Origin of the sequence: Bacillus sp. 220_BSPC, assembly GCF_001054655.1 — a bacterium.
Taxonomy (GTDB): Bacteria; Bacillota; Bacilli; order Bacillales; family DSM-1321; genus Peribacillus; species Peribacillus frigoritolerans.
The window spans coordinates 47070-63314 of sequence record NZ_JVPL01000300.1 but is presented as its reverse complement, the minus strand read 5'-3'; the positions used below and the strand labels follow the sequence as shown (position 1 = coordinate 63314).

Genomic DNA, 16245 nt, shown 5'->3' with positions numbered 1-16245 from the left:
AGCGATGAAGTTTTTTGCATGTCTTAGTTGGTGCTTATTTATATTAATCCCATTTCACTTTAAAGTCAATGCTTTTTCTCCATTTCTTATATTTATATATTATCGGTGATTAGCATCTTCAGTTTATCAACAATTCCAAGACAGCACTTATATAATAGAAAGACGAAAATGACCTGATAAGTATCTTCATATCCTTTTTGATGCTTCTTAATAATAGTGAAGTTTTGGGACATAACCAAGTTGACTTCATAATTTTCATTATGCTATTATATAACCAAGTAAAATAATCGGAATAGTTAATTTTATTAAAACTTTCTATTAACAAAACTTAGCTAAATCAAAGGAGATGGGAATATGACAGCAGCAATGGTAATACCAGGTGCGGAATCTTTTTTCTTACCCGGCAATTCTATCGGCATCCTTATTTGCCATGGTTTTAACGGAACGCCACAAAGCGTAAGGTATTTAGGTGAAAAATTTGCCGCCAAAGGCTTTACTGTCTTCGCTCCTCGACTGGCAGGCCACGGAACGGATGAATATGAAATGGAAACAAGTCATTATCAAGAATGGATACAAGATGTTGAAATGGCTTATGCAAAATTAAAGCGAACCTGCACCCATGTTTTCGCCATCGGACAATCCATGGGAGGTGCCCTTGTTCTCGACTTAGCGACAAAATTGGCTTGTGATGGAATTCTCACCATCAACGCCGCTCTCCAAGTTCCTGAATATGAAAGATATCGTAACCAATCGGTTCCACGCTTCATTCCCGAAGGCAAGCCTGACATAAAAGACGATACACCTAAAGAAATCACATATGACCAAGTTCCGTCAAAAGCGATTAATCAATTGCTTGATATAATGGAACATACCAGCCAAAAACTAATAGACGTTTCGTGCCCGATACTTATCTTCCATTCACCAGAAGACCACGTTGTACCGGACTCGTGTTCCTATCAGATTTACGATACTGTCATGTCCGGTGATAAAGAGATGGCGCGCCTTGAAAATTCATATCATGTGGCGTCGTTGGATCATGACAAAGATCATATCATTGAACATTCCTATCAGTTCATTCAAAGGTTAAGTAAAAGGGAAATAATCGCTTCTTAAAACTCCTTTCTCCATATAAATCAGGTTTACCCACTCACTTCATGGGTATATACAGTATATAAAGAAAAAGGAGGTAACATAATGAGCGGTTTATCAGACAAAGTAAAGAGTGCTGTAAATAAAGTTAAAGGTGAAACGAAAGACCAAGTCGGAAACGCAAAAAATGATCCTCACTTACAAGCAGAAGGTAAAGCCGATAAATTAAAAGGCAATCTCCAAGATGGCATTAGTAAATTGAAAAATGACCGTTAATTGCAAATAGCCGAATACAGGATTCACTCTCTTAGAACATTCTCATTTCATATAAAAGTGACCCCCCTTTTATAGAGAAGAGGCGGCAGATGATCTGCCGCCTCTTCCTTCTTCAATTCGCTTGAATAACCACAACACACATATCATCAGGCTGATCTTGCTGCATTTCAGGTGACATCAAAAAATCGATAGGTGGAGATTCTTTACAATCAAACCATCTTGTCGAGACCGCTTCTTTTATTTGGTCGAGGCCTTCCGTCCCTTCTCGATCTATCGCTTCCATGACTCCATCCGTAAATAGCATAAGCTGAATCTTCTCTTCATAACGAATGACGGATTTCTCTACTTTCATCTCGGTGAAGAAACCAACAGGACATGTCCCTTTTGAAAGGGAGACCACTTTTCCATCGTCCATTAAAGCAAATCCAGGAGGATGTCCGGCATTTACATATTCCACTGTCTTTTGATCTGTATCAATGATCATATAAATCGCGGTAAAATAATAATGCACTTGATTATCATCTTTATTAAGGGTACTCATCCAGCGATTCATTTCATTTATTACTGACACTGGGTCCGAATGAGTCCTGATGGCATCCCTCAATACGGAGGATATGAACATACACACAAGTGAGGCGGATATGCCATGCCCCATCATATCCAACAGGATGATCCCATACCGATTTTCATCGATGCGGTGCCAATAGTACATATCCCCTGCTAATTTATTCGCAGGTAAGTATGATGCCCTTATAGTTAAGTGGTCATTTATAATGGGTTCACTTAATAAGCTGCTTTGAACCTGCATGGAAAGATCCAATTCATTACGGATTTTTTCATCCTGCATTTTATGCCAATCTTTTTCATATTTAAGTCTTAACCCCACGCGAATCCTCGCAAGTAAATCTATTTTATTGATAGGCTTCATTATATAATCAATTCCGCCAACATCAAGTGCCTCGGCCACCTTGTTTGAATCTTCAAGGGCGGTCACAAAAATCACGGGTATATCTCTAAGGTGAGGAATACTTTGAAGTCTCCTGCACGCCTCTATCCCATCGATCTCCGGCATCATGATATCAAGCAGAATGATATCAACTGAAGTCTCTTTAGGTTGCGGACTATCCACCTGTAAATATTCAAACATCTCAACAGCTGAAGTTAATGATAGAAAATCCGTATAGCCAGCTCGTTTTAGAATTTTCTCTATAACGAAAAGGTTAACCTGGTTATCATCTACGATTAAAATCGTCATTCTTTCATTCCCCTTTTGGCTTATATCGAGCGGCAACATTTATCTTTTTTATATGGAACAGTACTTTTATAAAGCTCCCTTAACAGGGATTTTTCCATTATATTATAACGAAGTTCAGTCTCTTTTAATAATGATAAACTGCAGTCGAGATTCTGCATGGAGACCAACTCATTATATATACCCCTTCTTCCGATGACTTAAACATAGTTATTCAAAAAAAGTGAAAAATAATTTAATCAAAAAGAAAGAGTCCGCATATATGCGAACTCTTTCTTTTTACAGTTTCCGATAAATCCGTTCCTTTGAATCAAAGTCCTCATAATCCTCCGAAAAGGATGATGTATGAAGAGTTTCCTTGCTGCCGACCGCAAGGAAGCCATCATTACAAAGACTGTCATAAAACAACTGATTAACATAGGTCTGTAATTCACCGGTAAAATAAATCATCACATTCCGGCACATGATGATATGGAACTCATTGAACGAACCATCAGTAACTAAATTATGCTGGAAGAACACAATGTTTTTAAGGAGGCCCGAATCAAGATAAGCATTTTGATAATCGGTTGTATAATACTCCGAAAATTCCTGGTTACCTCCAGCTTGCAGATAGTTTTTCGTATAAGACTGCATTCTATTTAAAGGTAATATCCCTTTTTCCGCATGACGGAGGACTTCATCATTCATATCAGTGGCATATATCCTTGCCTTATCATAAAGTCCTTCTTCCTTGAGGATGATTGCCATGGAAAAGGCTTCTTCACCGGTTGAACAACCCGCATGCCAAATTCTGATTTCTGGAAGTTTTTTCAGGAGCGGTACAATATTTAAACGAAAGGCTTTAAAGAAATCCGGATCGCGAAACATTTCAGTGACATTTATTGAAAAATCTTTCAAAAGCTTCTCGACATACCCTTTTTCATATAAAACCATTTCTATCATTCCGCTAATCCTGCGTATATGGTCCAGCCTCATTCTATTTTCAACTCTTCTTTTAATAGAAGAACGCATATATTTGCGAAAGTCAAAGCCAGAAACGGAATAAATGGCCTCTAACAATAATTCGATTTCTAAATCTTCTCTTTCTTCAATCGTTAAAGTATCCTTCATGAAAATCCTTCCTCACCCATACTATCAATCAATTAGTCAGCCATACTCTTAGGACGGATAGCAGCTGATCCAATTTTAATGGTTTGCTGACATAATCGGAAGCGCCGGCCTTCAGGCATTTTTCCCTATCGCCTTTCATCGCTTTCGCAGTTAACGCGATGATTGGAAGATCCTCGAATTTACTTTGCTCGCGAATTCTGGTCATCGTTTCGTAACCGTCCATACCCGGCATCATGATATCCATCAAAATAACATCTATATTGTTTCCTTTTTCAAGGAGTTCCAAACATTCAAAGCCGTTTTCAGCTGTAAGGATTTCCATCCCCTCATGCTTCAGCGCATTTTTCAGGGCAAATATATTACGGTGATCATCATCGACGACCAGTACTGTTTTATTGCAGAATGGTTTGGCCTTATCCAGATCTTCTTCATCCATCATACCTGCATCCGGTTCTCCCTGATCTCCAAAAGGCGCGACAGAATCATCGTGGTTAGCTGCTGCCACTTCCGGAGAAGCAGCTATTGCTTCGTCGACATTTTTGAAGCCCTCTGGCATGCTTGGAATAAAGAAAGTAAAGGTACTGCCTTGCCCCTCTTCACTATCTACAATGACCCAGCCTCCCAGAAGTTTGGCAAACTCCCGGCAAATCGATAGCCCAAGTCCTGTACCGCCATATTTTCTCATTGTAGCTCCGTCACCTTGCTGGAATGCTTCAAAGATAAGTTTTTGCTTCTCTTTTGATATTCCGATGCCAGTATCCGTCACCTTAATTTCAACCCAATTGCTCGCTCCTTTTGTCTGTATCCATTGTGCTACATTTTCTTCATCAGCTTTTTTGATTTGGACAGAAACAGAACCTTTTTCCGTGAATTTAAATGCATTGGATAGCAGGTTTTTCAAAATCTGCTGGAAGCGCTGTTCATCCGTAAAGAAAATATCCGGAACGTTTTTACTTTTTTCGATTATAAAGTCAATGTTCTTTTTCTTCGCTACATGATCGAAGTTACGGTGCAATAACTCAGGAAGCTCACTCAAATTCATTTCATCAAAGACCACTTCAAGCTTTCCGACTTCAACTTTTGATAAATCCAAAATGTCATTGATCAACGTTAATAAGTCTTGGCCTGATGAATTAATGACACGAGCGAATTCCTGTTGCTCTTCATTTAATTTACTATCATTAGGATCTGAAAGCATTTCTGATAAAATCAGGATACTATTGAGCGGTGTCCGCAATTCATGGGACATATTTGCCATGAACTCCGATTTATATTTTGAACTTAACTTCAATTCTTCCGCTTGTTTTTCAAGATTCAGTTTAGCGACTTGAAGCTCTTTCGATTTTTCTTCCGTTTCACGATTTCTCTCTTCCAATTGTTCATTGATCATTCGCAACTCTTCAGCCTGTGTTTGCAGTTCCTCCGATTGGGCTTGCATTTCCTCTGACTGTGATTGCAATTCTTCCGATTGAGCCTGTAACTCTTCAGTCTGTGCCTGTGATTCCTTCAATAAACGCTCTATTTCCATCCGGCCCTCTACATTATTGATCGTGATGCCCAGAGTATCAAGAACCTGGTTCAGGAACGTTTTTTGCAGCTTCGTAAAGGCCTCCAAACTCGCCAGTTCAACCATCGCCACCACTTCATCCTCAAAAACGACTGGCGCAATGACAATGCTTTTCGGGTTGACTTCCCCCAATCCTGTCGTAACCAATTGGAAATCTTCAGGGATATCCTCGATGACTTTGGATTTCTTTTCAAGGGCGCATTGACCGATCAAACCTTCGCCAAGACGGAATTCACGCCTGCCCGAATCTTCACCATCTCCAGCAAAGCTGGCAAGCTTCACAAAGCGCATATCCACACCCTCACCCCGTTTGACGTAAAAAGCTCCAATTGAAGCTCCCATCATCGGTGCAAGTCTTGTAATGAACCGGTCAGCAAGGACTTCCACATCAACAATGCGCTGATACATGGTAGCTATATCTGCAACACGGGTCTGAATCCAGTTCTGTTCACTGATCTTTTCAGTGAAATCTTTTTCTTTTTGATTATAGATTTCAAGCGATTCCGCCATATCATTGAACGATTTCGCTATTTCCCCAATTTCATCAGTGGTCCGCACCGGGATTCTTGGTATGACCGACAAATTTTTATAATCGATATTTTCGATGACCTTCGTAATTGATTGCAGATCTTTCGATGTACTGCGGATCATCCAAACAACCGTTACGGAGATGACCAAAATGCTGAGAATAACCGCAAAAATTACAAATCCGATCATATCTTCATAGGTTTGTTTCGAATTACTTAAAGTATCTTTCATGACACCTTCTTGGTAATCCTTAAATTCATCCATCGTACTGATGACTTTCGTTCGCTTTTCCCTTTGGTCATCCATCAGGCTTGAAAGATTATCCGAAGAGTTTTCCGATTTTATCTTTTGGATGATTTCAGCCTCCGTTATGGAGTAAGAAGCATATTGGGTCTCGAACTCTTTCAATAATTGCTTCGCTTTCGCCTGATTTAACGAACCTGATAACCCGGCAATTTTTGATTCAATCAAATTATGATTCTCATTGATGATTTCGAGGCTCTCTGCTCTTTCTTCTTTATTTGCATCATTAGCTGCAAACAAAATCTCACGGTCCGACCTAGAAAAAAGCTGACGGATTTCCATCGAAGCTTGAACTTTTTCATAGCGATTTTCAACTATTTCAGTCATGCTGCTCTTTAAATTGTTTAGCGTAAACATCATGAATGAAAGTAAAATAGCCAAGAAAAGCAAGATCAAACCAAATCCCAACATTTGCTTTTTCTTAAAACCCATTTTTTTCCGCCCACCTTCAATACTTATTTATACCAGCCCGAAATAACGGCTTGCAAAATACTAGAACTCACCTTATATTCTTTGAAATGATATATAGATAGTTTCATTGCTCAAAATCAATTTTAACATTTTCCAGGCTAAAATGGTTACCCACACTATCATTTTACATGAATTCCTTTTCCAATTAAGCAACAGTCTGCCTTACCATTGTCATAAACACCCAAATATATGGTTCGTACATAATAAAAGCCGAAAGTTTTCACTTTCGGCTTTTGGTTTGATCCTGTTTATTTAATCTTCTTCACTTCAACATATAAAACATGGTGGCCGTCCATTTCCTTTACAGTAAATTCATATCCGGCGTATTCAATTCTATCCCCGACAGCAATTTCAAATCTGCCTGTCAGGAACCATCCTCCCAATGTATCGATATCTTCCTCCGGCAAATCGATCGCAAGGGTATCATTAACATCTTCAACCAATGTTTTAGCATCGAATACATAATGCCCTTCATCAATTTTTTGAATGAGCGGACGTTCATCCTGGTCAAATTCATCACGGATTTCCCCGACGATTTCTTCAAGGATGTCTTCAACCGTTACAAGACCAGCTGTTCCGCCATATTCATCGGTCAAAACTGCCATATGGATCCTTTCCTTCTGCATTTTAAGCAGCAGATCATGAATGGCGATCGTTTCAAGAACACGGATGATGGGTGTTACAAAGGAATCCACCGTCAAAGCCGTTACATTATCTTCTGTAATCGTCGCTGTATAAAGTCGCTTGATATTGACCATTCCCACGACATTATCTTTATCACCGTCTATGACCGGATACCTTGTGTATTGTTCTTCTTGAATCAGTTCAACAACTTCCAATAATGGCATGCCTTTTTCGATAACGGTCATTTCCGTACGCGGAACCATGATTTCATTGGCAATACGCTCATCAAATTCAAATATCTGATTGACATATTTGTATTCCGATTGGTTGATCTCACCGCTTTTATAGCTTTCCGATAAAATGATGCGCAGCTCTTCTTCAGAATGGGCCATTTCGGACTCGGACGCAGGCTTTAATCCGAACATGCCCGTCAGCAGACGTGCAGAACCATTCAGTAACCAAATGAATGGGTACAAAATGCGGTAAAAGAGAATTAACGGCTTTGCAAATAGCAACGTTACCTCTTCTGCCTTTTGAATCGCAACCGTTTTCGGTGCGAGTTCGCCGACTACAACATGAAGGAATGTCACGGAACCGAACGCGATCAGGAACGAGATGATGTGACTTACAGATGCCTCTAATCCCCATTTAGTGAACAATGGTTTTAAGATCGCCTCGACAGTCGGTTCACCCAACACCCCTAAACCTAAGGCGGTTACTGTAATCCCCAATTGACAGGCAGATAAGTACTCATCGATATGCGATGTCACTTTCTTGGCTGCGAGGGCATTTCTATGCCCTTCTTCAATTAATTGATTGATCCGGGAACTTCTGACTTTCACGATTGCAAATTCCGATGCAACGAAAAATGCGGTTAATGCTATTAATGCAGCTACTGCCAATAATTTTATAAAAATCTCCAATATGTGCGGGTTCGCCATATAGTTCCAATCCCACTGACCTTCGGATTAGACATGTACGGCTTAATCCCAAGCACCTCCTGTATAAATGGTTATTTTCGTTTAATAAGCGATTTTTTCCTTATAACATGAACCAAAACCATTTAGCCTTAATATGCACCTTTGTGCATAAAACTATAGAGCTAAATTTTAATCATACGAGCAACACTAGTAATGATTGGATCAAGGCCATGCTTTCACGGGATATCTGTTTTTTTAGAAGAAGCTCACTTTTTCCGTCCTTTTCAATCAAGCTGATGAATTCCTGAAGTTCTTCGTTCAGGCCATCCATTTTATTCTTGAGCTGAAGACCTTTTTCCTCAATTGCTGATGCGGCTTCCTTATCCTTTTTAAGTATTTCTTTAATATCTTCCAATGTAAGGTTTTCTCTTTTGTATCCTTCGATACGGCGGAGCCTTTCAAGTTCACCGACTGAATAATAACGGTAATTAGAGGCGGAACGTTCTGCTTTAAGCAAGCCAAGATTCGTATAATAATCTACGGTTCGTTTCGTAACATTCGCCATTTCCGCCAACTCGCCAATTTTTAAAGTCTCGTTCCCAACATAGCCCCTCCTAACCGTCACGTTATGGTTTAGACACATCTAAGATATGTCTATTCTTCCTGACGTTTTATTCTATTCCATAATCGTACATTATTTTAATTGAAATGAAAAATATTTATTATCCTCTTTACCCTTCATTGGAAAAATAAAAACCGATTAATTGAATAATCGGTTCAGACTGTAGACAAACGATTGCCTGCATTTTTTGAGAGTGTATAAAATATGAAGGCTGATTGGAACGTAAGGCACTCGCTTTCCGCGGGCGGTCCGCCTCTGCTTGCGCCTGCGGGGTCTCCCTTGGACACGCTTTTCCCTCAGGGATCTCGAACATCCGCACCAATCAACTTTATCTAAAAATTAAGATGGAACCATTTTTGTCCATAAACTCAAACCGATTAATGGTTTAATTTATCATTTACTCCACGGGGTTTTATTTTTTTGTTTTAACTGAGAATTGATTGCTCAGTATCTTAGGACCGCATTGGCATAGGGAAGAATGCTTCAGCTTTTTTATTGGTGTTCCGCATGTTTCACAAACTTTTGCTACCATTTATACTGTCCTCCTCACTTTAATTTCATGATAAATATATTATACTACTTTTATAATAATAATCAATACTAAATTAAAATTATTATAAATAAGGATAACTTTTGTTTTATTGACCTTTCTCTTCACAAGGGATTAAAATAAGGATAAAATATAACAAAACACATCAGGAAGGTTGGTTTTCTATGACGAGTGAAATTCGCTCCATTCCCCGTCCCTTAGTACGTACGAATCAATGGGTCATTTTCTTAAGCGTAGCCACCGCCTTATTAACGGGTCAATTATGGATATTAGCCATTCCTTTAACAGCGGGACTTTTGGGTCTTCTCTTTAATTTCAATCCAGTGATGCGTCTTGCAAAGCTCTTTCTTAAAAAGAAACCGTCCGATTATATTCCTGAAGATCATTCACAGCAGCAATTCAACCAGGCCATAGCAGTCGTTTGCTTAGGACTTGGATTCACTTCTTTTTTGCTTGGATGGAATGTTACCGGATATATATTCACCTTGATGGTCGGAATGGCTTCACTCATAGCCATTCTTGGATTCTGCATCGGCTGCTTCATCCTTTATCAATGGAAGCAATATTCCTATCGCCGATCTCAACGCCAATAGCACACATAAATGGGACTGACATACGTCAGTCCCATTTATTATTCGGCTGTACGTAAGGAATTACTCTTTTTGACCCAGATGGCTGCCAATGCAATCAGCAAAATCAATAGTGCTTGCGGCACCAGCGTTTCCATTGTTGGATAAAGACCTATCGTTTCTATAAACGGGAAGGCGCTGATCGTATTTGTCTGTATCACTTGCGATACCTGAAGTGAATGGATGGATACTCCAAGAATCTTGAAAGCCAAGGCATATATGAGTATCGTTGCCACTTTAAAAAATAGGGTCATCGGTAATTTCACACTGTACCGCAGCATGACGAAGCCAACTGCCGTTAATAAAAGGATTGCAAGGAAAATCCCGCTCAGCAGCTGCTTTAATTCCATATAAGGAGCCATTCCCGCATAAAAGATAATCGTCTCGGCACCTTCACGGAATATGGATAGAAAACTGATTAAAGCGAAAGAGATGATGCTTCCCGTCGCTATGGCTTTGTTCATTTGCTTGTCGATATACCGGTTCCATGCATGTACATTCGATTTACTATGAAGCCAAAGACCAATTGTCAACATCATTGATACGGCTATTATCCCAGTGATTCCCTCAATATATTCCCGGCTTGACGCAGCCGTGATCTGTGAGAAGACAATATTGATTATGACCGCCAATATGGAACTGGCAGCTAAACCCGCACCAACCCCTGTCCAAATCCATTTTTGTTTGTCCGCTTGCCCGATTTTCTTTAGGAAAGACAATAATGTAGCTACAATCAAGAGTGCTTCCAACCCTTCCCGTAAAAGGATCAAAGCGGCATCCCATGTTGTATAACCTGTATCATCAATTAAAGGGAGTAATCTAGTGTTTAAATCGGATACGATTCCCTTCGCTTCCTCCGACTTTACCTTTTTCGATTGCAATAGGCTGATTGCGGTCGGGACTTTCGTTTCCATATCGCCGTAAAGCTTGCTGTCCCTTGTGGAGACCTCCCCTTCGACATTAGGCCAAATTGTTAAGATTTCATTTAGCTTATCAATGGCGGAATCGATGTCATCCTTTTCAATATCCGTTGCACTTCCTTGTAAAAGTTGCGTTACATCCCCAAGTGAATAGATATTCTTCTGGCTTCCTTCTTCCACTTTACCAGCTAGGAAATCCTCGATTAGTCCCTTTAATTCAGTTAGGTTATTTTGGGCCTTTTCCGAATCAGGGGGGTCTTGAGTAATCGCTATCCGAACAAATGCCATTTTTGTTTCAAATTCGCCATATGCAGCAACACTTTTCTCCCTGACAATGACCTCTGCACCGGTCCATTGATTCAGGAGGTCGGTATATAGAACTTTAGCTTGATCAAAGTCACCTTCAGTTATCAAAGCGTTCAACTCATCTATTAAAGGAAGTATCGCTTCTAACCGTTCCTTATAGTCCGTTTTATCAACAGGGTTTTCAGCGGTATCATAAATAACAAGAGTACTTGATAATGCCGATAATCGCTTCTTGATTTCATCTGTGGAGACCTGGTCCCTCACAGCACTTTTTACCGCGGATAGCTTGTCGTCGACTTTCCTTGCACCCTCGCTGTCCGTTTTTATCGTTTTCCAATCTTTCTCGAATAGATCGATATTTTTCGATACTTCCTCAAGGTCTCCGGATTTCACCTTCATTAGACTATCGCCAATATAAACAAAAAGCTGATCATGGTTTTCACCCGCCGAAACCATCCTTATATTAGTCGAAAGAAATAAAAGGCTGACTATTATAACCCATATCCCAGTCTTCCATCTAGAAACGGCCATACTGGTCCCTCCTTATTCATGAACTAAAATCGCCAACCGGATAATATCCATGCTGGCGATTTTCACGTCATCATTTGAAATTTACATTTTATCCAAAAAGGGAATCCCCAATATAGCCACCCTTTTTCGCACCTGGTAAACAAGCGAACATGGCACTTCCCCTGTGAACGATATATTCGTTGAGTTTATCATTTTTCGCTAGTCTCTCTTGTATGGGTATGAATTGTTTACTTGGGTTTCGCTGAAAACAAATGAATAGCAAGCCGGCATTGAAGCTCCCTGTTTTCGGATCCATTCCATCTGCATATGAATAGGAGCGCCGCAATATCTTTGCTTTTCCGTCCCCCCTGGAGAGACTCATATGCGAATCTTCTGGAATGATCCGATTTCCACTTGGATCTTTAGCTTCAAGATCCACGGTATCGAACTCATTCTTCATTCCTAGTGGAGCTCCACTGTCACGATGACGGCCAAATGTATTTTCTTGCTCTTTCAAGATTGTCCGGTCCCAAACTTCAATGTACATCTGGATTCGGCGCACCACCATATAACTGCCTCCAACAAGCCAGTCAGGACCATCCCCCGCCCTCACCCAAACATGCTCATTCATTTCATTATTATCATTCGTATCCGGATTGACCGTCCCATCCTTAAACCCGAAAAGGTTCCGCGGTGTCGTTTTTTGTGAATCGGCTTGCTTAGTACGTTGAAAACCTGTTTGTGCCCAATGAATGATCGTTTTCCCTCTTCCGATCCTCACCAAGTTCCGAACGGCATGAAAAGCCACTTGAAGATCATCTGCACATGCTTGGATACAAATATCCCCACCGCACCATTCATCATCTAACGCATCTAAAGGGAATTTGGGCAGGTCCTTTAATTCAGGAGGCCTTTTCGATTTCAAACCAAATCGATCTTTACCCTCTTTTGAAAACAGGCTCGGTCCCACTCCAAAAGTGATCGTTAAATTGGAAGGTGATAATTCTTTCGCTTCACCCGTATCCTTTGGGGGCATATTCGTATTAAGTGACGCTTCACCAATCAATTTCCCCGCTGTCATCTGAGCCGCAGCTTCTGTCCAATCCTTGAATAACTGGATTAAGTCGGACCTTTTATCCGTGGTTACTTGCAATGATGCGAAGTAAAGGTTATCTTGCGCTTCGGTGGTGATACCGGCTTGGTACGCTCCATAAAAAGGAACAATATCCTTGGTTTGACCCTTCGCCCTTTGTTCAGAAAGTGTCAGCAGCCCGCCAAATCCAGATGCTCCTATCACGACTCCGATTCCACCGACTCCTGCCGTTTTCAACATGTTTCGTCGACTTACCTTTTTTGTAAAAAGTCCGGTTTCATCTTTCGGCGTATGTTCCTTCAATTAAGATTCCTCCGTTACAATCCCTATTTGCGAAAGTGGTTCGGCCAATGCATCAATTGCTTGACTTAACTCTTTGACTTCAGCTTCCTTTAAATCCGTATATGAAATATAGCCATTCCCTTCCTTATGCTTTTCAAGCAAGCCGTATACATCGTCAAAACGTTGTTGGATTTCCGCAGCTAGCTTCGCATCCTTTTCTTTCAGCGCTGGAGTAAGCAGATCATAGATTTTTTCTGCACCTTCAACATTTGCCACGAAATCATACAGGTCGGTATGGGAGTATCGGTCCTCTTCTCCTGTCACTTTACTCGTGGAAACTTCATTCAATAAATCCACGGCACCCGTGATCAACAAATCGGGCGTTACCTCAACCGTTTCAACTTTGGCTCGAAGCAAATTGACATCATTCATTAATTGATCTGCATACTTTTCGTATCCGTTCGTTGTATTTTCTTGCCATAACCCCATTTCAATCCTATGGTAACCGCCCCACTCTTCATCTTTGACATCCCCTTCACGAGCATCGATTTTGGGGTCAAGATCACCAAATACTTCAGCGATGGGTTCCGCTCTCTCATAATGCATGCGGGCTGGTGCGTATAATTCCTTCGCCTTTTCTATATCACCGGCAGATACGGCCGTAGTGAATTTTTCCGTTGCGTTTACGAACTCTTCTATTTCACCAATGGCATATTCCCGGTACTCACTAGATACATCATCAAGCTTACTCGCACTCACTTCTTTGGCATTATCACCTGCCTGTTCAGTTCCTTCCTTTTCCTGCGCACAGCCAAATAATAGGCTGGTTGATAGTAAGACCGCTAATGACGCATGTGCTTTCTTCATTTTGTATTCTCCCTTTGATATGATTTGTAGATTTATATTAGCAGATAATGAGAATCATTATCAATATATATTTTTAATGGAAATGTGACATTATTCATTCTCTTTGAAAAGAATCCACGCTATCCCTTTTGCTTTCGCAGGATAAGTAGCTCCCAGCTGGCTAAAAATAAAAAAAGCAGCCTACATTTCAGCTACCTTTCACGCTCACTCATTAACTTGTTATTTTCTTTATCCATGATTTTTGTGATTTCCTCAACAAATTGATTGATCAATATTAGCTCTTGCTCATTATAAGCTGAGCATAATTCTTTTGTGGCCATAGAAAGCGATTGATAGTGCGATTTAATCTGTTCCTGCCTTTCCGGTATCGGCATAATCATGACCTTTCTTCCGTCCAATTGATCTCGTTCCCTTTTAACATAACCCGACTTCTCAAGGCGATTGATCAGTGCCGTAACCGAACCCGTGCTCAATCCTGTAATTTTGGATAATTCACCGGCGGTAATCGGTCCTGTTTCATTCAATATTTCAGCACTCTTTAAGTCCGTATGGGACACCCCTATTTTCTGGGCCATATTTTGTTGAAATAACACGGATCTCATTCCATACCGCTGCAATCTGTGTGTTAAACTCTCTAACAGAGCTGAATTCACCCTATTATCGCTTGACATAAAATGCCACCCCTTTTACACTTGAATTTATCTTGATTATCAAGATAAATGTTTTGTTTCATCTTAACGTTACCCTTCAACCATGTAAAGGAAATTCATGAGCTGGTTGATATGAAGGAGGAAAATAAATGAACGTTCAAAAAAAACAAAAATTCATTGTTGCCGGTTTATTGCTGGGTATCTTGATGTCAGCAATGGATAATACGATTGTTGCGACTGCTATGGGAACGATCGTTTCTGATTTAGGTGGATTTGATAAGTTTGTATGGGTGACATCTGCCTATATGGTCGCCACGATGGCAAGTATGCCGATTTTCGGGAAGCTTTCGGACATGTATGGAAGAAAGAGGTTTTTTATTTTCGGACTTATAGTCTTTTTGATTGGTTCCGCATTATGCGGCATGGCTCAGAGCATCGTGCAGTTAAGTATCTTCCGTGCAATCCAAGGGATCGGCGGAGGCGCCCTGATGCCTATAGCCTTTACGATCATTTTTGATATTTTCCCACCTGAAAAACGGGGAAAATTAACTGGCCTTTTCGGTGCTGTATTTGGGGCATCAAGCGTATTGGGACCACTTTTAGGTGCCTATATTACCGAATACTCCAGCTGGCACTGGATTTTCTACGTCAATGTTCCGATTGGGATCATTTCTTTATTTTTCATCTGGAATTATTACAAGGAGTCACCCAACACCCGAGAGCAAAAAATTGATTGGGGTGGCGCAGCAACTCTCGTCATTTCCGTTATCAGCTTAATGTTCGCTCTCGAACTGGGCGGAGAGTATGGCTGGAGTTCCTCTCCCATCATAGGCCTGTTTGCCAGTTTTGTGGTTTTCTTCGTTTCATTTTTCTTTTTCGAAAAAAGAGCAAAAGATCCAATCATTTCATTATGGCTGTTTAAAAGGCGATTATTTGCCACTTCTCAGATTTTAGCCATTCTTTATGGCGGTACATTCATTATATTAACCGTCTATATCCCGATTTTCGTGCAGGCAGTTTACGGTGGTTCCGCAACAAATGCAGGACTGATCCTAACTCCCATGATGCTTGGTTCTGTATTCGGCAGTGCAATTGGCGGGATATTCAATACAAAGACAAGCTTTCGTAACTTAATGACGGTTTCCGTCATCTGTTATTTTGCAGGAATGCTTTTATTAGGGACCATCACCCCTGATACCAGCAGGACTTTATTAACTTTGTACATGATTTTGACTGGATTTGGCATGGGCTTTTCCTTCTCCCTCTTGCCTATAGCATCCATCCACAACTTGGAACCTAGATACCGGGGGTCGGCCAACTCAACAAACTCCTTCCTTCGTTCTTTTGGGATGACACTCGGTGTAACGATTTATGGAGCGATTCAGAACAATGTATTCACAAGTAAAATGACGGATGCGTTTAAAGGAATGCAAGGAAGTCCGGATACAGCCGGATTGATGGAGGATCCACGCCAGCTCTTCCAATCGGATGCACGTGCCGAGATTCCGGATTTTATCCTGGATAAAATCGTTCATGCGATGTCCGATTCGATATCATTGATATTCACCTTGGCTCTCATTCCGATCGGTCTTGCAGCCATCACTGTGTTCTTTATGGGAAAAACAAGGGTGGAAACACCTTCGAAAAAGGAATCCTTTCAATAAACAAGAAGC

General features: G+C 40.6%; 13 protein-coding genes. 4 read left to right on the top strand and 9 right to left on the bottom strand.

Going from position 1 to position 16245, the window contains the following annotated elements; translation table 11 throughout:
* Positions 1-354 precede the first annotated feature (354 nt).
* Positions 355-1113, top strand: coding sequence for an alpha/beta hydrolase (locus ADA55_RS25160; protein WP_048688814.1), 759 nt, complete (start codon positions 355-357; stop codon positions 1111-1113).
* An 81-nt stretch (positions 1114-1194) separates the two neighbouring features.
* A complete protein-coding gene (locus ADA55_RS28060; protein WP_065310846.1) occupies positions 1195-1365 on the top strand; it encodes a CsbD family protein in 171 nt (56 codons plus the stop codon).
* Between the two features lie 112 nt (positions 1366-1477).
* Here the strand turns inward: ADA55_RS28060 and ADA55_RS25155 are convergent, their stop codons facing one another.
* The 5 genes from ADA55_RS25155 to ADA55_RS25135 all read right to left on the bottom strand — a co-directional run bounded on the left by ADA55_RS25155 (position 1478) and on the right by ADA55_RS25135 (position 8786).
* A complete protein-coding gene (locus tag ADA55_RS25155) occupies positions 1478-2620 on the bottom strand; it encodes a PP2C family protein-serine/threonine phosphatase (RefSeq protein ID WP_048688811.1) in 1143 nt (380 codons plus the stop codon).
* Between the two features lie 276 nt (positions 2621-2896).
* The gene (locus tag ADA55_RS25150; protein ID WP_048688808.1) at positions 2897-3730 is read right to left on the bottom strand and encodes a CheR family methyltransferase; all 834 of its coding nucleotides are present in this window, start codon (positions 3728-3730) and stop codon (positions 2897-2899) included.
* Positions 3731-3758: 28 nt separating this feature from the next.
* Entirely contained in the window at positions 3759-6560 is a 2802-nt protein-coding gene (locus ADA55_RS25145; protein ID WP_048688805.1) for a response regulator, read from the bottom strand.
* A 287-nt stretch (positions 6561-6847) separates the two neighbouring features.
* A complete protein-coding gene (locus tag ADA55_RS25140; RefSeq protein ID WP_414629835.1) occupies positions 6848-8164 on the bottom strand; it encodes a hemolysin family protein in 1317 nt (438 codons plus the stop codon).
* A 172-nt stretch (positions 8165-8336) separates the two neighbouring features.
* Positions 8337-8786 carry a MerR family transcriptional regulator gene (locus ADA55_RS25135; protein WP_048688802.1) on the bottom strand — a complete coding sequence of 150 codons (450 nt, stop codon included), beginning with the start codon at positions 8784-8786 and terminating at the stop codon, positions 8337-8339.
* A gap of 693 nt (positions 8787-9479) precedes the next feature.
* Here ADA55_RS25135 and ADA55_RS25130 point away from each other — a divergent pair.
* Positions 9480-9908: a DUF4395 domain-containing protein gene (locus tag ADA55_RS25130; protein ID WP_048688799.1), complete on the top strand. Its 429-nt coding sequence runs from the start codon at positions 9480-9482 to the stop codon at positions 9906-9908.
* Positions 9909-9946: 38 nt separating this feature from the next.
* On the opposite strand, the gene ADA55_RS25125 is transcribed toward ADA55_RS25130, so the two are convergent.
* The 4 genes from ADA55_RS25125 to ADA55_RS25110 form a co-directional block, all read right to left on the bottom strand.
* A complete protein-coding gene (locus tag ADA55_RS25125; protein ID WP_053087467.1) occupies positions 9947-11701 on the bottom strand; it encodes an FTR1 family iron permease in 1755 nt (584 codons plus the stop codon).
* Between the two features lie 88 nt (positions 11702-11789).
* On the bottom strand, positions 11790-13076 hold the full coding sequence (efeB, locus tag ADA55_RS25120; RefSeq protein ID WP_048688794.1) for an iron uptake transporter deferrochelatase/peroxidase subunit: 1287 nt from the start codon (positions 13074-13076) through the stop codon (positions 11790-11792).
* Positions 13077-13922: an iron uptake system protein EfeO gene (gene efeO, locus ADA55_RS25115; RefSeq protein ID WP_048688791.1), complete on the bottom strand. Its 846-nt coding sequence runs from the start codon at positions 13920-13922 to the stop codon at positions 13077-13079.
* A 191-nt stretch (positions 13923-14113) separates the two neighbouring features.
* Positions 14114-14593, bottom strand: a complete 480-nt coding sequence (locus ADA55_RS25110) for a MarR family winged helix-turn-helix transcriptional regulator (protein WP_048688788.1) — start codon at positions 14591-14593, stop codon at positions 14114-14116.
* 128 nt (positions 14594-14721) lie between these two features.
* Between ADA55_RS25110 and ADA55_RS25105 the strand changes: the two genes are divergently transcribed.
* Positions 14722-16236 carry an MDR family MFS transporter gene (locus tag ADA55_RS25105; RefSeq protein WP_048688785.1) on the top strand — a complete coding sequence of 505 codons (1515 nt, stop codon included), beginning with the start codon at positions 14722-14724 and terminating at the stop codon, positions 16234-16236.
* Positions 16237-16245 lie beyond the last annotated feature (9 nt).

What these genes read in the sequence shown, in the direction of transcription:
- ADA55_RS28060 (WP_065310846.1), top strand. Translation starts at nt 1,195, where the DNA reads ATGAGCGGTTTATCAGACAAAGTAAAGAGTGCTGTAAATAAAGTTAAA.
- ADA55_RS25110 (WP_048688788.1), bottom strand. Translation starts at nt 14,593, where the DNA reads ATGTCAAGCGATAATAGGGTGAATTCAGCTCTGTTAGAGAGTTTAACA.
- ADA55_RS25130 (WP_048688799.1), top strand. Translation starts at nt 9,480, where the DNA reads ATGACGAGTGAAATTCGCTCCATTCCCCGTCCCTTAGTACGTACGAAT.
- ADA55_RS25145 (WP_048688805.1), bottom strand. Translation starts at nt 6,560, where the DNA reads ATGGGTTTTAAGAAAAAGCAAATGTTGGGATTTGGTTTGATCTTGCTT.
- efeO (WP_048688791.1), bottom strand. Translation starts at nt 13,922, where the DNA reads ATGAAGAAAGCACATGCGTCATTAGCGGTCTTACTATCAACCAGCCTA.
- ADA55_RS25155 (WP_048688811.1), bottom strand. Translation starts at nt 2,620, where the DNA reads ATGACGATTTTAATCGTAGATGATAACCAGGTTAACCTTTTCGTTATA.
- ADA55_RS25105 (WP_048688785.1), top strand. Translation starts at nt 14,722, where the DNA reads ATGAACGTTCAAAAAAAACAAAAATTCATTGTTGCCGGTTTATTGCTG.
- ADA55_RS25125 (WP_053087467.1), bottom strand. Translation starts at nt 11,701, where the DNA reads ATGGCCGTTTCTAGATGGAAGACTGGGATATGGGTTATAATAGTCAGC.
- ADA55_RS25160 (WP_048688814.1), top strand. Translation starts at nt 355, where the DNA reads ATGACAGCAGCAATGGTAATACCAGGTGCGGAATCTTTTTTCTTACCC.
- ADA55_RS25150 (WP_048688808.1), bottom strand. Translation starts at nt 3,730, where the DNA reads ATGAAGGATACTTTAACGATTGAAGAAAGAGAAGATTTAGAAATCGAA.
- ADA55_RS25135 (WP_048688802.1), bottom strand. Translation starts at nt 8,786, where the DNA reads ATGTGTCTAAACCATAACGTGACGGTTAGGAGGGGCTATGTTGGGAAC.
- ADA55_RS25140 (WP_414629835.1), bottom strand. Translation starts at nt 8,164, where the DNA reads ATGGCGAACCCGCACATATTGGAGATTTTTATAAAATTATTGGCAGTA.